The 19876-nt window shown below is 71.5% G+C and carries 18 protein-coding genes; 9 read left to right on the top strand and 9 right to left on the bottom strand.

Annotated elements, in window-relative coordinates:
- The first annotated feature begins 82 nt into the window (after positions 1 to 82).
- Positions 83 to 736 carry a TetR/AcrR family transcriptional regulator gene (locus tag AC4BDD_RS29855; RefSeq protein WP_490688593.1) on the top strand — a complete coding sequence of 218 codons (654 nt, stop codon included), beginning with the start codon at positions 83 to 85 and terminating at the stop codon, positions 734 to 736.
- A 77-nt stretch (positions 737 to 813) separates the two neighbouring features.
- On the opposite strand, the gene AC4BDD_RS29850 is transcribed toward AC4BDD_RS29855, so the two are convergent.
- Complete coding sequence (locus AC4BDD_RS29850) at positions 814 to 2178, bottom strand: cytochrome P450 (protein ID WP_490688592.1); 1365 nt, start codon at positions 2176 to 2178, stop codon at positions 814 to 816.
- A 230-nt stretch (positions 2179 to 2408) separates the two neighbouring features.
- Here AC4BDD_RS29850 and AC4BDD_RS29845 point away from each other — a divergent pair, with 230 nt between their 5' ends.
- On the top strand, positions 2409 to 3284 hold the full coding sequence (locus AC4BDD_RS29845; protein WP_490688591.1) for a universal stress protein: 876 nt from the start codon (positions 2409 to 2411) through the stop codon (positions 3282 to 3284).
- Positions 3285 to 3468: 184 nt separating this feature from the next.
- On the opposite strand, the gene AC4BDD_RS29840 is transcribed toward AC4BDD_RS29845, so the two are convergent.
- Together AC4BDD_RS29840 and AC4BDD_RS29835 are read right to left on the bottom strand one after the other, a co-directional pair.
- Complete coding sequence (locus AC4BDD_RS29840) at positions 3469 to 4095, bottom strand: HAD family hydrolase (RefSeq protein WP_490688590.1); 627 nt, start codon at positions 4093 to 4095, stop codon at positions 3469 to 3471.
- Positions 4096 to 4304: 209 nt separating this feature from the next.
- Positions 4305 to 5699 (bottom strand): MFS transporter, encoded by a 1395-nt coding sequence (locus AC4BDD_RS29835; RefSeq protein ID WP_490688589.1) that lies wholly within the window; start codon positions 5697 to 5699, stop codon positions 4305 to 4307.
- A 71-nt stretch (positions 5700 to 5770) separates the two neighbouring features.
- Between AC4BDD_RS29835 and AC4BDD_RS29830 the strand changes: the two genes are divergently transcribed.
- Positions 5771 to 6757, top strand: coding sequence for a GlxA family transcriptional regulator (locus tag AC4BDD_RS29830; RefSeq protein ID WP_490688588.1), 987 nt, complete (start codon positions 5771 to 5773; stop codon positions 6755 to 6757).
- A 43-nt stretch (positions 6758 to 6800) separates the two neighbouring features.
- Here AC4BDD_RS29830 and AC4BDD_RS29825 read toward each other — a convergent pair whose 3' ends face one another.
- A complete protein-coding gene (locus AC4BDD_RS29825; RefSeq protein ID WP_490688587.1) occupies positions 6801 to 7223 on the bottom strand; it encodes a MarR family winged helix-turn-helix transcriptional regulator in 423 nt (140 codons plus the stop codon).
- A gap of 48 nt (positions 7224 to 7271) precedes the next feature.
- Positions 7272 to 8153: an NmrA/HSCARG family protein gene (locus AC4BDD_RS29820; RefSeq protein WP_490688586.1), complete on the bottom strand. Its 882-nt coding sequence runs from the start codon at positions 8151 to 8153 to the stop codon at positions 7272 to 7274.
- A 91-nt stretch (positions 8154 to 8244) separates the two neighbouring features.
- On the opposite strand from AC4BDD_RS29820, the gene AC4BDD_RS29815 reads away from it, so the two are divergent.
- A complete protein-coding gene (locus AC4BDD_RS29815) occupies positions 8245 to 8733 on the top strand; it encodes a MarR family winged helix-turn-helix transcriptional regulator (protein ID WP_490688585.1) in 489 nt (162 codons plus the stop codon).
- Between the two features lie 185 nt (positions 8734 to 8918).
- Here the strand turns inward: AC4BDD_RS29815 and AC4BDD_RS29810 are convergent, their stop codons facing one another.
- Complete coding sequence (locus AC4BDD_RS29810) at positions 8919 to 9071, bottom strand: hypothetical protein (RefSeq protein WP_490688584.1); 153 nt, start codon at positions 9069 to 9071, stop codon at positions 8919 to 8921.
- 435 nt (positions 9072 to 9506) lie between these two features.
- Here AC4BDD_RS29810 and AC4BDD_RS29805 point away from each other — a divergent pair, with 435 nt between their 5' ends.
- The 5 genes from AC4BDD_RS29805 to AC4BDD_RS29785 all read left to right on the top strand — a co-directional run bounded on the left by AC4BDD_RS29805 (position 9507) and on the right by AC4BDD_RS29785 (position 15929).
- A complete protein-coding gene (locus tag AC4BDD_RS29805) occupies positions 9507 to 11897 on the top strand; it encodes a SpoIIE family protein phosphatase (RefSeq protein WP_490688583.1) in 2391 nt (796 codons plus the stop codon).
- 95 nt (positions 11898 to 11992) lie between these two features.
- Positions 11993 to 12649 (top strand): maleylpyruvate isomerase N-terminal domain-containing protein, encoded by a 657-nt coding sequence (locus AC4BDD_RS29800; RefSeq protein WP_490688582.1) that lies wholly within the window; start codon positions 11993 to 11995, stop codon positions 12647 to 12649.
- A 65-nt stretch (positions 12650 to 12714) separates the two neighbouring features.
- Positions 12715 to 13365 carry a TIGR03086 family metal-binding protein gene (locus AC4BDD_RS29795; RefSeq protein WP_490688581.1) on the top strand — a complete coding sequence of 217 codons (651 nt, stop codon included), beginning with the start codon at positions 12715 to 12717 and terminating at the stop codon, positions 13363 to 13365.
- Between the two features lie 667 nt (positions 13366 to 14032).
- Positions 14033 to 15418 (top strand): helix-turn-helix domain-containing protein, encoded by a 1386-nt coding sequence (locus tag AC4BDD_RS29790; protein WP_490688580.1) that lies wholly within the window; start codon positions 14033 to 14035, stop codon positions 15416 to 15418.
- A 361-nt stretch (positions 15419 to 15779) separates the two neighbouring features.
- Positions 15780 to 15929 (top strand): hypothetical protein, encoded by a 150-nt coding sequence (locus AC4BDD_RS29785; protein WP_490688579.1) that lies wholly within the window; start codon positions 15780 to 15782, stop codon positions 15927 to 15929.
- Positions 15930 to 16549: 620 nt separating this feature from the next.
- Here the strand turns inward: AC4BDD_RS29785 and AC4BDD_RS29780 are convergent.
- The 3 genes from AC4BDD_RS29780 to aceA all read right to left on the bottom strand — a co-directional run bounded on the left by AC4BDD_RS29780 (position 16550) and on the right by aceA (position 19738).
- The gene (locus AC4BDD_RS29780) at positions 16550 to 16783 is read right to left on the bottom strand and encodes a chaplin (RefSeq protein ID WP_490688578.1); all 234 of its coding nucleotides are present in this window, start codon (positions 16781 to 16783) and stop codon (positions 16550 to 16552) included.
- 533 nt (positions 16784 to 17316) lie between these two features.
- Positions 17317 to 18135 (bottom strand): 3-hydroxybutyryl-CoA dehydrogenase, encoded by an 819-nt coding sequence (locus tag AC4BDD_RS29775; protein WP_490691977.1) that lies wholly within the window; start codon positions 18133 to 18135, stop codon positions 17317 to 17319.
- A gap of 322 nt (positions 18136 to 18457) precedes the next feature.
- Positions 18458 to 19738 (bottom strand): isocitrate lyase, encoded by a 1281-nt coding sequence (gene aceA, locus AC4BDD_RS29770; protein ID WP_490688577.1) that lies wholly within the window; start codon positions 19736 to 19738, stop codon positions 18458 to 18460.
- Between the last annotated feature and the right edge of the window lie 138 nt (positions 19739 to 19876).

The following is a 19876-nucleotide window of genomic DNA, read 5'->3' as shown; positions in this document are numbered from 1 at the left end:
CGTTCGCTACGCAGCGAGGTTAGGTTAAGCGAACATTGGTCGCAAGGCTTTGCCGAGAGGAGCGCTGTGTAGAGTGACCGCCGTGAATCCCAGGGGCCCCGGCCGCCCGCGCATCCTCTCCCGGGCTCTCATCGTCACCGCAGCGCGGCGCATCGCGGACGAGGAAGGCATCGAGGCGCTGACCGTGCGCCGGGTGGCCCAGCAGCTGAACACCGGGCAGGCTTCCCTCTACCGCCACATCGCCGACCGCGGAGAACTGCTCCACCTGCTCGCCGACGACGTGGCCGTGCATCTGCCGCTGCCGCAGGACCATCCCGACGTCCGTACGCGGATCCAGAGCCAGTGGCTGGCGGCATACGACTACCTGGCCGACCATCTGTGGGCGGCGAGGATCATCGCGGAGGGCGAGCATGTGGTGGACAGCGGCCGCCGCTTCGCCGAGAGCGCGTTGCGGACGCTCGCCGACGCGGGGCTCTCACCGGACGACGCGTCGCGCGCGTATCGCGCGCTGTGGCACCTCCTGCTGGGGCACCTGCTCAACGCCCACCCCGTCGGGCACACCCTCCAGGACACCGCGGCGCCGGAGACTGCCGAGACCGCCGAGGGTCGGCGGCCCGGCGGCGAGGAGGTTGAGCCGGTGGCGGCGACTCACCCGACCGACGCGTCCCGGGCCGACTTCGGCTGGGCCTTGCCTCGTCTGCTCGCCGGCGTGCTCGACTCACCGGCCGCAGGCTGACCGGTCCCTGACTGACCGGTCTCCGGGCAGCCAGTCTGCGGGCGGCCGGTGAGGTAGGCGGCCGTGGCCCGATGGCGTCAGGCGTCCGGAAGAGGACGAGCCGTCCCGGTGGAGTCGGGGGCGGTGAGGATGGCGGGGGTCGGGCCGTCCGGGCGGACGGTGATGCTGTAGGCGGCCTTGGCGGGAGTGGAGCGGAAGGTCAGGGCGTGGGCGGGCAGCAGGTGTTCGAGGAGGATGGTCGACTCGCGGAGGGCGAACTGCAGGCCGAGGCAGGCGCGAGGACCGATCCCGAAGGGCAGGTAGGCGCCTGGCGTCGCGGGGCGGCCGCCTGGGGTGGTGAAGCGCCGCGGGTCGAAATGCTCCGGGTCCGGCCACAGCCGCGGGTCGCGGTGGACGAGGTAGGGGCAGACCAGAAGATCGGTGCCGGCCTCGATGGCGTGGCCGGCCAGGGTGTCGTCCTCGGTAGCGTGGCGGGGCAGGATCCAGGCGGACGGGTAGAGCCGCAGCGTCTCGTGGACCAGGGCCTGGATGGCCGCCCGGCGCCGCGGTGAGCCTTCCGCGCCCGCGGCCAGGGCCTGTTCACGGGCTGCGGGGTGGCGGTCGAGGAGCAGGTAAAGCCAGGTCAGGGTGGTGGCGGTGGTCTCGTGGCCGGCGACCAGCAGGGTGACCAGTTCATCGCGGATCAGGCCGTCGGTGTACTCCGGGCGCTCGGTTGCCGCGTCGAGCAGGACGTGCAGCAGGCCCGGGCCATCGGGGCCGGCAGCGCCGTGGCGGGCGGCCTCGATGGCGTGCCGGGCGACCGCGTCGATCCTGGCCAGGTCGGCGGCGACGGCCCCCTGGACGTCGGCGGCGTCGGCGGGCAGGCTCGGCAGGGCCGCCACCACGGTTGCCACGGCGGCCAGCTCGTGCTCGGTTTCGGCGTCCAGGGGGTGGCCGGTGAGGGAGCGCCAGATGGTGTCCAGGGCGAAGCGGCGCATCTCCTCACCGACGTCGAGGGTCTGCCCGGTGCGGGCGTACCCGGCCCAGCGCTCGGCGGTGGTCCGGGCGGCCTCGGTGATCCGCTGCTCGTAGCGGCGCATGCCGGTGCCGGTGAACTGGGACTGCAACAGCCGCCGTTGTCGCTTCCACGCCTCGCCGGTGGCGGCGAGGACACCGTCGCCGATCAGCAGACGGGCGCGGTGGGAGCGCTTGACGTACCGGTCCGGATGCTGGGCGAGCACATGCTGGACGGCCTGCGGTTCGGTGACCAGGACCGTGGGGCGTGGACCGAGGCGGAACGCGGCGATACCGCCGAGCCGCTCACGGGCCAGCGTCAGCAGGTCGACCAGTTCCTCTCCCTCTGATCGCCATCGCTCCACAAGGGCGGAGTCCAGCTCAGGGACCGGCCGAGGCGCTCCGGAAGCGTTCGGCGAGAGGTCGGCGGAACGGGCTTCGGTGGCCACAGATCTTCTCCTGTTCGACCGCTGGGCTTGGCCCCTGACGGAGCGTGAGCATCACGGACTGTACGGGAACCGGCGTGCCCGGTGACAGCCCGCCCACTGCCGGCGTGCGTCGACCGGGCGTCACCCGTCCGGACCGGGTCCGGCTCGGCGCGCGCGACCGGGGCTGATGCGAGCCGGCCGCCCAGGGGGGATGGTGGTGGTCCGCCCTCATCGAGCCTTGGAGACAGTCCATGACCGGCACCATCACCGTCGGACTCGACGGCACCGACCACTCCCTCGCCGCCGCCGACTGGGCCGCGGACGAGGCCGTATGCCGCGGCAAGCGGTTGCGCCTGGTCCACGCCTGGGTGGAGAACCCGATCGACACCGCCGTCGCCGAGGACAGGGACGCGCCCGAGCGCTTCGCCCGCGGCGTCCTGCGCGACGGCGAGGCCCGAGTGCGCGCCGCCCACCCGGAGCTGGAGGTGACGACCGGGCTGCTGGCCGACGAACCGGTGCCCGCGCTCGTCGCCGCGGCGGCCGACACCGACATCCTGGTGCTGGGCTCACGCGGGCACGGCGCCGTACTCGGCTACCTGCTCGGCTCGGTCTCGCTGCGGGTCCTGCGTCAGGCCACCTGCCCGGTCGTCGTGGCCCGACCCGTGCGGCCCTCGGACGCACCGCGGCGGCTCGATGAGGTGGTGGTCGGCGTCGGCGACACCGGCTCACGGGACAACGACGTCAACCCGGTCCTGGAGTTCGCCTTCGCCGAAGCGGCCGCGCGCGGCACCACCCTGCGGGCGATCCGCGCCTGGACCATTCCGCCCGTCTTCGCCTGGAGCGCCGCCTCGATGCGGCTGTCCGACGAGGCCGGCGGGCTGGAGCCGCGGCAGCGGCAGGAGTTGGCCGAGGCCCTGGAGCCGTGGCGCAAGGAGTACCCGGAGGTGGAGGTGGTCGAGCACGTGGAGATCGGCTCCGCCCCGGAGGTGCTGCTGACCAACAGCGGCCGGGCCGCCCTGGTGGTGGTCGGGGAGCACCACCCCGGGGGCCGGCTGCGGCGGCTGGGTTCCACCGTCCACGCCGTACTCCACCACGCCACGGCCGCCGTGGCGGTCATCCCCGGCTGAACGGCCAAGGCCCCGGGCTCATATCGAGCTCGGGGCCTTGGCGAGTGGAGCGCCCGGCAGGCCTTGCACCTGCATCTCCCACCGGTTGGTGGACGTCTTTCCTTGGACCACAGACGCGTGACTCCCGCGCCATGCCTGCGCCGGAGTTACGTGAAAGATCGTACAGGATCCGCAGCCCGCTCTGTCACCTCGCGCGGGGCAGGTGCGCGAGGGCGGCGATGAGCGGGGCGGGCAGGTACGCGGGCCGCTGGGGGCTGCCCACCTGGTAGGCGAAGTACCCCAGGGTGCCGCTCACCCGCACCTCCTCGGCGTTCTCCCCCTGGTAGACCACGCGGCAGCCGCCCGCGGCCTCCTTCGCGCGCTCCCACAGCACCGGGGCCGGCTTCCGTTCCGCCTCGGTCCGCGGGGTGAGGATCCGGTCGCCGAAGTCCGACCAGGCGAACGGGCGGGAGTCCTTCCACGCCGCGTCGACCACCGTCCGCAGCCGCGCCGCCCGCTCCGCGTCGGTGGCGCCCCAGGAGGAGGGGACGTTGGTGATCAGCCCGACGGGGACGTGGCGGGCGCGCAGCGCGCGCAGATGCTCGGCGGCACCGGGCAGATAGCCCATGCTCCCGTCGCCGGCGGTGTGCACCAGCGTCTCACCGAGGTCGAAGTAGGCCACGACGCAGCCGGCGCCTCGCGTTCCCTGTCCACCTCCGTCCGGTTCGCGCTCGGCGGCGCCCGCGGCCGCGCCCGCCATCGTCATCGCCACCGCCCCGCCGAGGGCGAGCAGAAGTCGGCGGCGGGGTCTGTGAGCGGAGGTCTTCGTCATCGGCATCCCTTTCCGTTCGAGCGGCCAAGATCGTACGCACTTCAAGCAGCTCGTGCGGCCATACCCGAAAAATCCGGGTGATCGTAACGACCGGGCCCCGGTGGCATGGGAGTTGCGTCGACCCAAGGCCGGCGGCGGAAGAAGCCGGGTGCCGGGCTGTCGGGCTGCCGGGCTGCCGGCGGGTCGGGCCGCGCGTGTCGCGGGAGGTTTCACGCCCGCCAGGGGCCCGTCCGCATCCACACCGTCGCCACCGACGTCACCGCCAGCAATCCGGCACTGATCAGCAGGCTCACCCGCAGGCCGGCGACGAACCCGTCCGCGATCAGGGCGCCGAAGGCGGCGATGCCCAGGCCACCGGCGACCTGGCGGGCGGCGTTGAGCACGCCTGCCGCGAGTCCGGCCCGTTCGGCGGGCACCGCGTCGATCATCGCGGTGGTGACCGGAGGCACCGTCAGCGCGCACCCCAGCGCCAGCGGGATCAGCATGACGGCCAGCCAGGGGGCGGGGGTCGTCTCGTCGACCAGGAGGAGGAGCAGCAGGGCCGCCGCCGCCAGCGGCTGACCCACGAGCATGGGCAGGCGGGGTCCGAAGCGGGCTGCCATCTTGCCCGCCACGACGTTCGTCACCGCGATCAGGCTCGTCATGGGGAGGAACATCAACCCGGCCGACAGTGCCGAACGGTGCTGCACCTGCTGGAAGAAGAGGCTGAAGACGAAGACCATGCCGTAGAAGGCCACGCTGACCGCCGCACCCGCCGCGACCGTGATCACCACGGTGCGGTCGCGGAACAGGCTCAGCGGGACGACCGGGTGTGCCTGCCGCGACTCCACCCACCAGAACGCGGTGCCCGCCGCCAGCGCCACGGCCAGTGCGATCAGACCCGTCGTACCTCCCTCGATCACCGCGAAGGCCAGTGCCGCGAGGGTGACGGTGGCGGTCACCTGCCCGGGCAGGTCCAGGGGAGCGGGCCGGCGCTCCGACCGGGGCGCGCGGACCAGCAGGGCCAGGGCCAGCGCCGCCAGCGGCAGATTGACGAAGAAGATCCCGCGCCAGTCCCACACCGTGGTGAGCACCCCGCCCGCGACCGGGCCGACCGCGACGGCCGCCGAGCCGCCCGCAGTCCACAGCGCCACGGCACGCGCCCGCTTGACGGCGTCGTCCGGGTAGGCCTGGCGGACGAGGGCGAGCGAGGCGGGCAGCATGACAGCGGCCGCGACCCCCTGCGCCACCCGCGCGCCGATCAGGACCGGCAGGTTCGGTGCGAGGCCGCAGGCCCCGGAGGCCAGGGCGAACACCGTGATGCCGAGGGCGTACGTCCGGGTGGCGCCCGCCCGGTCCGCCAGGGCGCCGGTGGAGAGCATCAGCGCGGCGAAGGCGAGGGTGTAGGCGTCGACCACCCACTGCAGTCCGGCCGTGCCACCGCCCAGCGCGTGCTCCATCGAGGGCAGGGCCACGTTGACGATGGACGCGTCCAGGCAGGTCAGGGTGAAGCCCAGGAGGGCGGCGGCCAGGGTCAGGCCGGGTGAGGGCAGACGTGTGCCGGTGGGCAACTCCTCCGGTGTGGGGCGGTGTTCCGCGGTCTGGGTCAGGTGGTGCGTAGCCATGCCCTTCACTCTGGCGATGCCGGGCGGCGTAGAGTAGCGGCCTGAATGCCATACATCCGGAGGTTCTGGCCATGCCGCAGCCGAGCCGGGCGCACCGCGTCGCCGTGATCGCCCCATCCCCCGTGTCGATGTTCAACCTGGCCATCCCCGAGATGCTCTTCGAGAAGACGGAGGTGGACGGGCGACCGGGTTACGAGGTGGTCGTCTGCACGCCGGTGCCCGGCCGGATCGCCACGACCGGCGGCCTCTCGCTGGAGGTGGACCGCGGCCTGGACGCGGTGGACGACGCCGACACGGTGCTGATCGCGGGCACCGGGCACCGCTACCAACCCGATCCGCGGACCGTCGCCGCGGTCCGCGAGGCCGCCGCCGCGGGCAAGCGCATCACCTCCATCTGCAGCGGCGCGTTCGTGCTGGCGGAGGCGGGGCTGCTGGAGGGGCGCAGTGCCACCACCTACTGGGAGCTCGCCGAGGAGCTGCGCAGCCGCTATCCGGCGGTCGATCTCAAGGGCGATGTCCTCTACGTCCAGGACGAGTCGGTGATGACCTCGTCGGGGTATGCCGCCGGGATCGATCTGTGCCTGCACATCATCCGCACCGACTACGGTGCCGCCGTGGCCAACCGGGTGGCCCGCGCGGCGCTGGTGGCCCCGGTGCGGCCGGGCGGCCAGACCCAGTTCACCCAGACCCCGCTGCCGCCCGAGCGCGGCAACGCCTGTGCCGATACCCGGGGCTGGGCGATGCGGCACCTCGACGAGCCGCTCACCCTCACCGACCTGGCCCGGCACGCGGGTGTCAGCGTGCGCACCCTCACTCGCCGCTTCCACGCCGAGAGCGGGGTCAGCCCATTGCAGTGGCTGCTGCACCAGCGCATCGAGCGGGCCAAGGAGTTGCTGGAGACGACCACCTTGCCGATGGACCAGGTGGCCCGGGCCTGCGGCCTCGGCACGGCGGACTCCCTGCGCAGTCATCTGACCCGCCGCACCGGACTCAGCCCGAGCGCCTACCGGGCCCAGTTCAGCCGCCTCGCCCCCGCGCCGGCGGCAAGCGCACCCTGACGGGCGGATGTCACCGCCCCGCTGTGCCTGTGGATTCCCGGGGCTACCGGGGGTGGGCGCCTGACGCTGTTTCGAGGTTGTGGGTCATGCGCTCCAGGACGAGGACGGCCGTGCGGTACTCCTCCGGGGAGATGCCGGTCGCGACCAGCTCGCGGAACGCTTTGACGCGTTCGGCGACGTCGGCCAGGCGCCGGCGGCCCCCGGGGGTGAGGGCGAGGCTGCCCGCGGCGGGGCGAGTTGCCCAGTCGTCGGCGAGCAGGGTGTCGATGGCGGCGGCCAGCGTGGGGGCGTCGGCGTTGGCGGAGAGAGTCGACAGGACATCGGCGTCGGTGGCCTCGCCGGTGTCGTCGATGACGTTGAGGACTTGCCAGGCGATCCGGGTGAGGCCGAAGCCGTCGAGCATGTCGTCCATGTAGTGGGTGAGGGCCTTGTCAGTGCGGTTGAGCCAGTAGCCGATGGGCTTCACGTGCTTTCTCCGGAGGTGGGGCGCGGCCCGCGGGTCGCGCGGGGGGTGTCAGTGATGCGCGGGCGCGGAGGACAGGAGCGCGGACCAGTCCTGGCCGGCGGCCCAGTCGGTGAAGCGGTGCCAGCCGACTTCGGGGAAGTCTCGGCGCAGCCCGGCGACGTCGACGTCCAGGCCACGGGTGGTGAAGTACTCGAACATCGCCGCCAGGTCGGCGGACCGGGTCCGAACGTAGGCCAGGGGCACTTCCTGGTGGGCGATCGGGCGGCCGATGGCCACCGCGAGGATCTCCGCCATCTGGCCGGGGGTGCGCTCGTCGGAGGCGATGTCGATGCGCTGCCCGGCGAACTGCTCGCGGCGCTGGAGGACCAGTGCGGCGAACGCGCCGATGTCGGCGGCGGGGATGAGGGTGAGCGGCACGCCGGTCGGCATGGGCCAGGCGAAGGTGGATTCGCGGAGTCCGTCGAGGGTCCAGCCGCTGGCGTAGTTGTCCATGAAGGCCGCCGGAGCGATCACCGTCCAGGGCACGCCGGCCGCGCGCAGGTGGTACTCGACCAGGCGCTTGCTCTCGTAGTGCGGGACACCGGTGTCGCGGTCGGCGTGGGCGGCGGAGGTGAACACGATGTGCCCGAGGCGGGCGGCCGCCGCGGCGTCGACGAGGGCCTTGCCCTGCCGCGCTTCGGTGGCGGTGTCGGCGCCGAAGGGGGTGGTGACGGCGAAGAGGGAGTCGGCACCGGCGAGGGCGGCGTCGAGGGAGCCGGTGTCGTCGAAGTCGGCGCGGCGCACGTCGGCGCCGAGGCGGCGCAGGGCGTCGGCGGCGGGCGACTCGGGGCGGCGGGTGAGCGCGCGCACGCGGTGGCCGGCGGCCAGCAGGGCGCGGGCGGTGGCCCCGCCCTGGGCTCCGGTCGCTCCTGTGACGGCGATGGTGAGCATGGTTCTCCAGAGGTAGGATCGCTGCGTGGCGCAGCTAGTGCGTTACGCAGGAGACTACGGCATATTGCTGCGTCGCGCAGCGTTTAGGAGTGTGATCCAGGTGACAGACTCGCGCCGGACCCGGCTGTACGAGGAGTTGTCGACGGAGTCCCGCCGCTATCTGGCGGCGTATGTGCTGTTCAACCAGGCCATCGCCGATCACCTGGGACTGCATCCGACGGACGTGCAGTGCCTGAGCCTGCTGACGGCCGAGCCCGAGCCGCTCACCGTCCGGCAGATCGCCGACATGACGGGCCTGACCACGGGCTCGGCCACCCGGCTGGTGGACCGTCTGGAGCGAGGGGGCTATGTCGTCCGCGCGCCCGACCGGCAGGACCGCCGCCGGGTGCTGGTCACCCCGGTCCCGGAGCGCATCGCCCGCGTCACCGCGGTGTGGGACGACCTCGGGCCGGCATGGCAGGCACTCCTGGAGGAGCACACCGAGGAGGAGCTGGAGGTGATCATCCGTCATATGCGGCGGGCGCACGACCTCAGCCACGCCCAGATGCGGCACCTGCGATCCCGCCCGAAGCCGGACTGAGGGGCACGGGGATCCGACTGCCGCTTCGAGCCCGGCCGGGTTTCGAGCCCGGCCGGGAACGCTGGCGCGGCCAGGGGTGTCCGGTGGGTCGACGCCGCGCGGACCCGCCGGACACCCCCCAAGGGCCGCGCCGCCCTACTTCGGCCCGCCGACCGGCTCGGCCGGCTTGCGGAACGCCGGCCCGGTCAGCTGAAGAACCATATGTAGGCCGAGGCGAGGCCCGCGGCCAACCAGAGCACTCCGAAACCGATACCTACGAGGATCAGCACCGCCAGCACGCTGTCAATCTTGCCCGCCAGTGTGGACCGGTGTCGGGGCTCCAGATCTTGTGAACTCACCGGTTCAACCTACGACAAAAAGGAGGTGTGTGCGGACATTTGCTCAGACGCGAGCGGCCGAAGAAGTGCAATCCCCCCGTGAACGACCGGTTTTCGGGAGCCAGATACGTGGTGACGGGCAGTTCGTCTCGCGGCGCCGCAACCATCGGACGCACTCGCACGAGCGGCACCGGCCATGACCTCCGCCAGGCGGGGCGTGCGGTGCGTCACCGGCGACACACACATGGTCACCAGACTCTCCTCCAGGGGCACCGCCGAGGACTGGGCGCTCTGTCACAAAAGACCGATATGGTTAATTTTGCAGGAAGTGTGGCCATGGATGGGCAGGCACTGATGAGCACACCCGGCCCCTTTGACGGTGCGCTCGGGGAGCCCCCGAGCGGTCCACTCGCCGCGTCGAGCAGCCCGTTCGACACGACACGTTCGGCTGTCGCCGTGATCGGCGCCCACGGTCTGATCGAGCGCTGGAGCCGGGGCGCGCGCGCCATGCTCGGCTATCGGGCCGCTGACGTCGTGGGGCGCCCGGCCACGGCACTGCTCGCCGATGACGGCGAGGGCACGCCGGCGCTCTCCGAGCGTCTGCGCGTGGCCGGCGGCGGGGAGACGCTGGTGTCCGTGCGTCACCGGGACGGACACCGCCTGGATCTGGCCGTGCGGGCCTGTCTGCTGTCGGAGGCGCCGGGGGCGTCGAGCTGGCTGGTGGTCGCCACGGAGGCGGCTCGGGTGCAGGAGTGGGAGCGGGAGCAGGAGGTGCTCCGCGCGGTGTTCGCCCAATGCCCCTTCGGTATGTCCGTGATGGACGCCCAGTTGCGGTACATGCTGATCAACCCCGCCCAGGAGCGCATGGACGGCGTGGCCGCGCGGCAGCGGCTGGGTCGCCGCCCAGGCGAGGCGATACCGGGCGCCGAAGGCGCGGCCATCGAGCGGGAGGCCCAGCAGGTGCTGGAGGCCGGAAAGCCGAGCCCGGTCGCCGAGCGGATCCGCTCGGCGCTCGCCGGCCCGGACGTCCCGGACCGGAACGGCCAGGTGCGGTCCGGGTCGTCCTTCCGGCTGCACGCCCCCTCGGGGCGGGTGCTCGGGGTGTGCCAGACGGTCGTCGACGTCACCAGCCACTACCGGGCGCGGCAGCGGCTGGCTCTGGTGAACGAGGCGAGCTGGCGCATCGGCACGACGCTGAATCTCTACGAGACGGCCCGCGAGCTCACCGACGTCCTGGTGCCGCGCGTCGCCGACTTCGTCACCATCGATCTCCTCGATGCCGTGGTGCGGGCCGAGGAGCTGCGCCCGGGGCCGGTGAGTGAGGAGGAAGTGCTCCGCCGGACGGCGCACCGGTCGATCCGCAAGGATGCGCCGGAGGCGGTCGTCCAACCGGGGGAGCCCTCCCGCCACTACCCGGGTTCCCTGCCGAACCGGTGCCTGAGGACGGGACGGCCGATCCTGAGGGCTTCGATCGATCACGACGAGCCTGCGCTCCTGGCCGACGCTCCGCGCGCCACGAAGGTGCGCGAGTTCGGCATCCACTCCGCCATGGCCGTGCCGTTGCAGGCCAGAGGCATCACCATGGGTGTGGTGTCGCTGACGCGGTGGAAGAACCCGGATCCCTTCGACGAGGACGACCTGCTGCTCGTCGAGGAGCTGGTGGCCCGTGCGGCCGTGTGCATCGACAACGCCCGGCGCTTCACCCGCGAGCACAGCGCGGCGCTCGCGCTGCAGCGCAGCCTGCTGCCGCACAGCGTGCCACGGCAGAGCGCGGTGGACATCGCGTACCGCTACCTGCCCGCCGACGCGCAGGCCGGGGTGGGCGGGGACTGGTTCGACGTCATCCCGCTCTCCGGGGCGCGGGTGGCACTGGTGGTCGGCGACGTGGTCGGGCACGGCATCCACGCGGCGGCCACCATGGGCCGGCTGCGCACCGCGGTCCTCACCCTCGCCGACCTGGACCTGGCCCCGGACGAGCTGCTCGCCCACCTCGACGACCTGGTCATCCGGCTCTCCGAGGAGGAGGAGAGCCGCAGCACCTCCGACAAGGAGGTCGGCGTGATCGGTGCCACCTGCGTCTACGCGATCTACGACCCCATCACGCGCCGCGCCACCATCGCCCGGGCGGGGCACCCGGCGCCGGTGATCTCCCGCATGAACGACCCGGTCGAGCTCCCCCAGGTGCCGGCCGGGCCGCCCCTCGGCCTGGGCGGTCTGCCGTTCGAGTCCACCGAACTGGAGCTGGAGGAGGGATCCGTTCTCGCCTTCTTCACCGACGGGCTCATCGAGGCCGGCGACCGCGACATCGACACCGGCTTCGAGCGCCTGTTCTTCGCCTTGGCCCATCCCGACCGGCCGCTGGAGGAAATCTGCGACACCATGGTCCGCACGCTGCTGCCGGACCGCCCGCACGACGACGTCGCCTTCCTCGTCGCCCGCACCCGGGGCCTGCCGAGCGAGGACATCGCCTCCTGGGACCTGCCCGCGGACCCCGCCACCGTCGCCGACGCCCGGCACATGGCCGGGCAGCAGGTGGCCGCGTGGGGCCTGCACGAAGTGGTCTTCACCACGGAGCTGATCGTCAGCGAGCTGATCACCAACGCGGTCCGCTACGGCGCGGATCCGATCCATCTCCGCCTGATCCGGGACCGGAACCTCATCTGCGAGGTCTCCGACGGCAGCAGCACCTCGCCGCACCTGCGCCACGCCCGCAGCACCGACGAGGGCGGCCGGGGGCTCTTCCTCGTCGCCCAGTGCGCCCAGCGCTGGGGCACGCGCTACACCCCGCACGGCAAGACCATCTGGACCGAGCAGTGGCTTCCGCCCTCCACCGGCCTCGCCGCATGACAACGAGTCCGTCGATGCGGTATGGCGCGGTGCGGTGCGGTGGCCGGGGAGTTATCCGGTTGTCCGTCATTCCGGCACCGCACTACCGTGCCGATGTGGATCTCTTCTCACGCTCCTGGACAGCGTTGCGCACGGCGGTCGCCGAGCTGGCGGACGAGGATTTCGCACAGCCCTCCGGATGCGCCGGCTGGCTCGTACGGGACCTGGTGTGCCACCTGATCATCGACGCCCAGGACGTCCTGATCACCCTGGTGACCCCTGCCGAGACCGAGCCGACCCGCGACGCGGTGACCTACTGGCAGGTCGCCGAGACCCTGCCGACCGGTGAGGACCCCCTTGACGCGCTGATCGTCCGGCTGGCCGCCGCCTACCAGGAGCCAGGGCTGCTCACGTTCCACCTCGACGACGTCGGCTCCGCCGCCGGACGCGCCGCCGAACTCGCCGACCCGGCCCTCCGGGTCAGCACCCAGGACATCGTGATCACCGCGGGCGACTACCTCTCCGCCTACGTCCTGGAGTGGACGCTGCACCACCTCGACCTGGTCGCGCACCTGCCGCGCGTTGCGGGGCCGCCCGCGGAGGGGCTGGCCCGGTCACGCGAGATGCTGGAGCGGATCGCCGGGGCCGCGTTCCCCGCGTCGTTCTCCGACACGGACGCGCTGCTGGTCGGCACCGGGCGGCGTGCCCCGAGCGACGCGGAGCGGGCCGCGTTGGGCGAGCTGGCGGCGAAACTCCCGCTCGTCCTCGGATAGGGCCGAGGCGGGAGCAGGGTGAGCACCGCGAGGAGCGGGACCATGGTCACGGCATGATCACTTCGATGTCCGATTACCGCCGGATCCAGCAGCGTGCGGCGGCCAGACTCGGCACCATGCATGACACGGACAGCACACTGCTCAGCCACTTCGACACCGCGGCGGAGGGTTTCGGCGACCGGCTGCGGGCGGTCCCGGACACGCGCTGGGAGGACGCCACGCCCTGCACCGAATGGAACGTGCGTCAACTGGTCGACCACATGATCCAGGGAAGCCGTATCTACACCTCGCTGCTGCGGGGCGGCAGCAGTGCGGAGTTCATGGCGAATCTGAACCAGGGCACGTTCGACGGCGACCCGGTGGCCACCTATCAGGAAGCGGTGGCCGATTGCCGGGCGGCGTTCCGTCTCGCCGGCGCGCTCGACCGGATCGTCGACTACCCGTTCGGTCCCGTGCCGGGCCGGCAGTTGCTGGGCCTCTACGTGGTCGACGCGATCACTCACACCTGGGATCTGGCCCGAGCGGTACGGCTCGACGAACGACTCGACCCCCGCACGGTGGGCTGGATCCTCGACAACTTCGAGTGGATCTACCACGGCGTCAGCGAAAGCCCGATCACGGACAGCGACCGCTACTACGGGACGCCGACGCAGGCTCCGGCGTCGGACGGTTCCGGACAGGACCGCCTCCTGAGAGCGATGGGGCGCAAGCCGTAGGCTTCCGGCGGCTGCCCCCTCGTGTCGGGATATACCACTTTGACTTGCCGTTACAGGTGAGTTCGCGAAAAGGCAACTGAACCTGGTCGCCGCGGTGTTATGTAATGACCGTTTAGACCGGAATGCCGCCTCACATTCCGTTACATGCGGGGCGATTTACGCAATTGGCCTTTGCGCTGCGTGAGGTTATGGTCACAGCCCGAGCGTGCGGGTCCCGCCTCCGGTTTGCCGACCCTGCGGGACCGCGCGCTTCTCCTACTGACACGAAGGAGCAGACCAACGTGGACTCCCCGAGTCTCCGCGAGGCCAAACCTCCCTGCGGAAGGCGGCTTCGGGACATCGAAGCTACCAGCGTTACGAAATTCCTCCCGCCGGTAGCTGACTGGTCAGCAGCGAGCGCGGCGCGTCGTTTCACCGTCCGGTCCCTCGATTCCCGCCTACCGGCGCCGTCCACCCCGCCCGGTGCACCGTGCGCCCGGCTTCCGAAGGGCTCCCGGCGTCCCAGCTCAGCCCGTGTTCCGGTCGCCGGCCAGGCGGCTGAGGCCGGGAAGGGCCGCCCAGCGGACGCACCGTCGGGCGGGGCGGTGTATTCGTCGTCCGCTCCGCGCCATCGCGGGCACCTGAGTGACGTTATGGTGCCGACGAAATTCCGACGGTGAGGGACGCGATGCAGGAAGCAGACCTGCCTCACGCCTGGTGCCTGAACTGCCAGCGGGAGCTGACGGCGCGGAAAGGCCGGGGGCGCCGGCCTCGGTACTGCGGTACGGCCTGCCGGCAGGCCGCGTACCGGAAGCGGGAGAAGAGGACCGAGGAGCCCGCCGGCCCGGACGAGGTGATGGACCAGGCGCTGCGAGAGCTGGCAGCCGATGCCCAGGAGGAGGTCCGGCACCTGATCAGACTGCTGTCTCCGCACGACCGGGACACGGTGATCCAGTCGCTGCAGACCGTGGTTCGTCTCCGCCGCCAGGTCGACACGCTGACCGCGGGCGTGGTCGGCCAGGCGCGGCGGCGCAAGGTGTCGTGGGAGACGATCGGGAACCTGCTGGCCGTCAGCCCCGGGACCGCGCGACGGCAGTTCCGCGAGGGCGCCATCGACCGCCGCCTCCAGCGGCGCCCCCAGCCCGTCCCCCCGAGGGCCGCACCCTCCCAGGCAGGTGGCGGGAGCCGCGATCCGGCCCAGTCCTTGCCGAAGTTAGCGCGATCGTCGCGCAGGGCCGGCAACCAGTTGGCGCCTGTTCTCTCTCATCTGCAGCGTGCCTCCGACGCGTCGCTGCGGCAGTTGGGCAGGGGCATCGGCGTCTCGTCCTCCTATGTGTCCCGGATCCTGAGCGGGGAGAAGTTCCCGAGCTGGGAGCTCACGGAGCGGTTCGCGCGCGCGTGCGGAGCGGATCCGATGCCGCTGTTGCGCGTCTGGGAGAACGAGAAGCTGCGCCAGGGGCGCGGTTCCGCGACGTACGAGCCCCCGCCGCTGCTGCCCGGACCCGGCCGGACCATCCAGGAGATCGCGTGCATGGAGCCGCTGCACGACGCCCTGGGCAGCCTGCACCGTCGAGCGGGGTCGCCCTCCCCTCGGGCGATCGCGGTCGTGGCCGGCCTGACGGAGGAGGAAATCCTCAGCCTGCTGGAGGGAGCGCACGTGCCCTGCTGGGATCACGTGCACACCCTGGTCACCGTACTGGACGGATCCCCCGAATACTTCCGCCAGTTGTGGGAGTTCGCCGCACAGGCCGCTGATCACTCCGATCCGGCCCAGCCGCTCCCGGCCACCGCCGTCGAACCGCGCCCGGGGTCCGAAGAGCCCACCGAGGAGTCCACCGACGAGCCCACCGATGAGCCTGCCAACGGACAGGGCGCCAGCGGTGGCGAACGGCTCGACGAGCTTCTGGTGCGGTTCGGGCAGGCCTTGATGGCCGGACCCGAGGAGCTCTTCACGCGGGGGCCGGACAGCGCGGAGCGAACACGTGAACAGGCCGCCGACCACCATCAGGCCCGGTTCGACGCCATGGTCAAGGCCCGCCTGGGCCGACTGCTGCTGCCTCGCCTGGGGACCTAGTGGTCGGCTCCCGCCAGCGCCCGGCCGCGAGCCGACCACCGGGAACGAGCAAGCTCGACCATGGGCGGGCCGGCCCGCCATGGGAGCGCTCCCTGAAACGGAGCCCCCTGATCCGTTTCAGATTTGCAGAACGTTTGCCCTGGTGATCGACGTGCACGGGTCTACACCACAACCAGCGGCGGCACGCAGTGTCATGACTGCAGGTCAGATAGCTACTCGCACGTAACTCTGCGGATTGACCATATGTCATTGCACCGGGCTAGGCTGCTGCCCCTGAACCTCCCTACCGCTCCCCAACTGCAAACCTCGACGCCCCTGCAGGGCGCCGAAGGCCGGGGCCCGGAAAGGAGGAGCGCCTGAGATGGCCTCCCAAAAGGAACAGCGCCACGAGGGCCGCCGCAGGGTCAACTGGCCACGGGTGAGGAAGCTCGCCCTCCTGGCAGCGACGAAGGCGGTGCGGGCGGCGAGGTATCTTGCCGCACTCCGCGCACTGCTGGAGTGGCTGTCGTAGCGCCGCGACCCTGGCCGGAGACTCCGGCCAGGGCCACGACTCAGCGGTAAGAGCGGGAAGCCCTGCCCCTCCCAGCCACCAAGCATCGGTCGGGGTGGGGCTTCCTTCATGCCCGCGTTCTACGCCCACCACAGGCAGCCGCTGTGATCTACAGCACTATGCAGCGGTGAGCGGTGTCATCATGCCGCGTGGCACTCCGTCCACGCCAGGAATTCCCTCGAATGAGCGCCAAATCGAACTGATGCAATCCTCGGCGCCAAGCGCGGACATTCATCAGCACGGCCAGGCTCGACCCCGACCCAGAAAGCAACCCATCCCCCGTTCACCCCCGCGACGCCGGACGCAAAAATGCGGTCCACGCCGAGCAGAGGCTAGTACACCTTGGCCCGCCCGATAAGGCAAGCCTCAGTCTCCATATCCGGACACATGACCCCATGTTCCCGTGCGGCCGCGAAGTCCGCGCCCCATCGGCGCGGGGTCGCGGAATCGCTAGCGCCGCTAGTCGGCCAGGCGACCGCACCGGTGGCAGTCATGTCACCGAAGGAGCTTAGGAATTGCGTCGGCGCAGGTGACGCAAGGGCAACGCTACTCATGGGACAAGGCGCGAGGTTCGCCTTACTTCACTTGTTCACGCAGGTGTTACCAGTGGCCGGGTTGAGCAGCCCGACCACGTTGATCGTGTTGCCGCAAACGTTGGCACCCACCTCCACCGGCACCTGGATGACGTTGCCGGAGACGACGCCCGGGGAGTTCTGGGCCTTGCCGTCCGCCTCATGGGCGACGGCCGTGGCCGCGCCCCCAAGGGTCGCGGCAGCAGCCAGGCCGGCGGCAGCGATGGCCATACGAGCGGTCATGTCATCTCCTACGGGTAGAGGATCGTCGGACAACCAAACCGCCCGCCGATGCCCCAGGGCACGGCGCCGGACGGCGGCATACCCGTTCGAGTGAGCTCCTCGCGGATCTCCCCGCAAGGCACGGCGCCCTGGACGCGTGCGGACCGCACTGGCGCCGGGACGCCTGCCCCCAACCGCCGAACTTCTGCACCACCGGCAGGCCGACGAGCGTCGGGTCCAAGAGGCCAGGGCCGAGCAACGTGAGCTGGATCGGGAGCGAAAGAGCGACCGCGAAGCCTCCATCCGGAGATGGATCGACGTCAGGGCGTCGACACGCAATTACCAGGAATTCCTGATGAAGAATTACTGGACGCTCGCCGGTGGCACCCGAGTGGACCTCGGTGACTTCGACGAAGGCTTCGAAGCAGCGCAGTCGGCGTTGAATTCCGCGTTCGACGAAGCCCTCCTGGACGGACTCTGGGTCGCACATGCCGGAGCCGCCAGCTTCCTCATCGAGCCAATGAGCGCTCCCCATGCCCCGTCCGTTGCGGTGGTCATTCGTACGGATAGAAGCCCGAGCCTGTTTTGCGGCCGAGCAGGCCCGCCTCGACCATGCGGTGCAGCAGCGGCGGCGGGGCGTAGAGGGGTTCCTTGAACTCCTCGTAGAGCGACTCGGCGATGGCGGCGACGGTGTCCAGCCCGATGAGGTCGGCGAGCTTGAGCGGGCCCATGGGATGGGCGCAGCCCAGTTCCATGCCGGCGTCCACATCGGCGGCGGTGGCGAAGCCTGATTCGGCCATCCGGATCGCCGAGAGGAGATAGGGGATCAGCAGGGCGTTGACGACGAAGCCGGCCCGGTCCTGGGAATGGACGACCGTCTTGCCCAGCGTGCGGGTGGCGAAGTCCTCGACGGCTGTCATGGCTTTGGGCGCGGTGTGCAGGGAGGCCACCACCTCCACCAGGGGTAGGACGGGCACGGGGTTGAAGAAGTGCAGTCCCAGGACGCGGTCGGCGCGGTGGGTCGCCATCCCCAGGCGCATGACCGGTATGGAGGAGGTGTTGGTGGCGAGGATCGCCGCCGGATCCTCGACGATCTTGTCGAGAGCGGCGAAGACCTCGGTCTTGGCCTCCGCGTTCTCGACGACGGCCTCGATGACGAGCTGCCGGTCGGCCAGTTCGTCGAGGCTGCCGGTGAAGACGAGCCGGGCGAGGGCGTCCTGGGCGCTGACGCGGTCGAGCTTGCCGCGCCGGACGGCGCGTTCGAAGGAGGCCGCCACTCGTTCCCGGGCCGCGCGGGCCGCGGTGGCATCCGCTTCGCAGACGACGGTATCGAGCCCGGCGCGGGCGCAGACCTCGGCGATCCCGGCCCCCATCTGGCCTCCGCCGACCACGCCCACGCGCTGGATGCCGGTGACTTCGGTGTTCACGATCGCTCCGTTTCCGGCCGCACGGGGCGGCGTACGAGGTGGCGTGTGTAGGCGTCGCTGGTGAAGAAGGCGGGCAGGTCGGCTCCGAGGGCGGTGGTGGGCATGGCTGGTCTCCTCGAAAGGGAGCGGTGGGGGCCGGTGGAGCGGAGTCGGCCGGCCCCCACCTGGCTGCGGGTTGCCCGGCGCGGGGTGGGGTGGGCGTCCCGGCCGGCGGGCCCTTGGCAGGGAGCCCGTTGGGTCTGCGCGGCGTCGAGACGCCTGGCGCTCCCTAGTGGAACTGCTCTTCCTCGGTGGAGCCGGTCAGCGCGGTGGTGGAGGAGGCGGGGTTGACCGCGGTGGAGACGAGGTCGAAGTAGCCCGTGCCGACCTCGCGCTGGTGCCTGACCGCGGTGAAGCCGTGCGTCCGGGCGGCGAACTCGCGCTCCTGGAGGTCGACGTAGGCGGTCATGCCGTGCTCGGCGTAGCCGCGGGCCAGGTCGAACATGCCGTGGTTGAGGGAGTGGAAGCCGGCCAGCGTGATGAACTGGAAGCGGTAGCCCATCGCGCCCAGCTCGCGCTGGAACTTCGCGATCTGGTCGTCGTCCAGGGCGGCCTTCCAGTTGAAGGACGGCGAGCAGTTGTACGCCAGCATCCGGTCCGGGTACTCGGCGTGGACCGCCTCGGCGAACTCGCGCGCCTGGGCGAGGTCGGGGGTGCCGGTCTCCATCCACAGCAGGTCGGCGTAGGGGGCGTAGGCCAGGCCGCGGGCGATCGCCGGGGCCATGCCGTTGTGTACCCGGTAGAAGCCTTCCGCGGTGCGCTCACCGGTGCAGAAGCGCGCGTCGCGCTCGTCGACGTCGCTGGTCAGCAGGTTGGCGGCGAGTGCGTCCGTGCGGGCGACGATGAGGGTCGGGACGTCGGCGATGTCGGCTGCGAGGCGGGCGGCGTTGAGGGTGCGGATGTGCTGGGCGGTGGGCACCAGTACCTTGCCGCCGAGGTGGCCGCACTTCTTCTCCGACGCCAGCTGGTCCTCGTAGTGGATACCCGCCGCCCCGGCCGCGATCATCGCCTTGGTCAGCTCGAAGGCGTTCAGCGGGCCGCCGAATCCGGCCTCGGCGTCCGCGACGATCGGCGCCAGCCAGTCCGTGGTGTCGGTGCCGCCCTCGGCGGTGGCGATCTGGTCGGCGCGCAGCAGCGCGTTGTTGATCCGGCGCACCACCTGCGGCACCGAGTTGGCCGGGTACAGGCTCTGGTCCGGGTAGGTGTGACCCGCCTGGTTTGCGTCGGCGGCCACCTGCCAGCCGGAGAGGTAGATGGCCTGGAGCCCGGCCTTCACCATCTGCACGGCCTGGCCGCCGGTGAGGGCACCGAGGGCGTGGATGTACTCCTCGTCGTGCAGCTGCCGCCACAGGCGCTCGGCTCCGCGCCGGGCGAGGGTGTGTTCCTCGCGGACGCTGCCCGACAGGCGGATCACGTCCTCCGCGCCGTATGTCCGCTCGACGCCCTTCCACCGCGGGTCGGTCGCCCACCGCTGGGCCAGTGCCTCGGCCGTCGTCGCTGCCTGCGCCATGGTCGTCTCCTGGTTCGGTTCGAAGATCTGTGAAGAGTGTGAAGTGGGCCTCGCGGCCTTCTGGGCTGCGACACGCGCGCCACCCCCGCCCGCCCCTCGGTGTGCGGGGCGGCGTGCGGTGTGCGCTCGCGGGCTTGC

It is taken from the genome of Streptomyces sp. JLBT605, from assembly GCF_058215555.1.
This window is presented reverse-complemented; position numbering and strand designations above follow the sequence as displayed.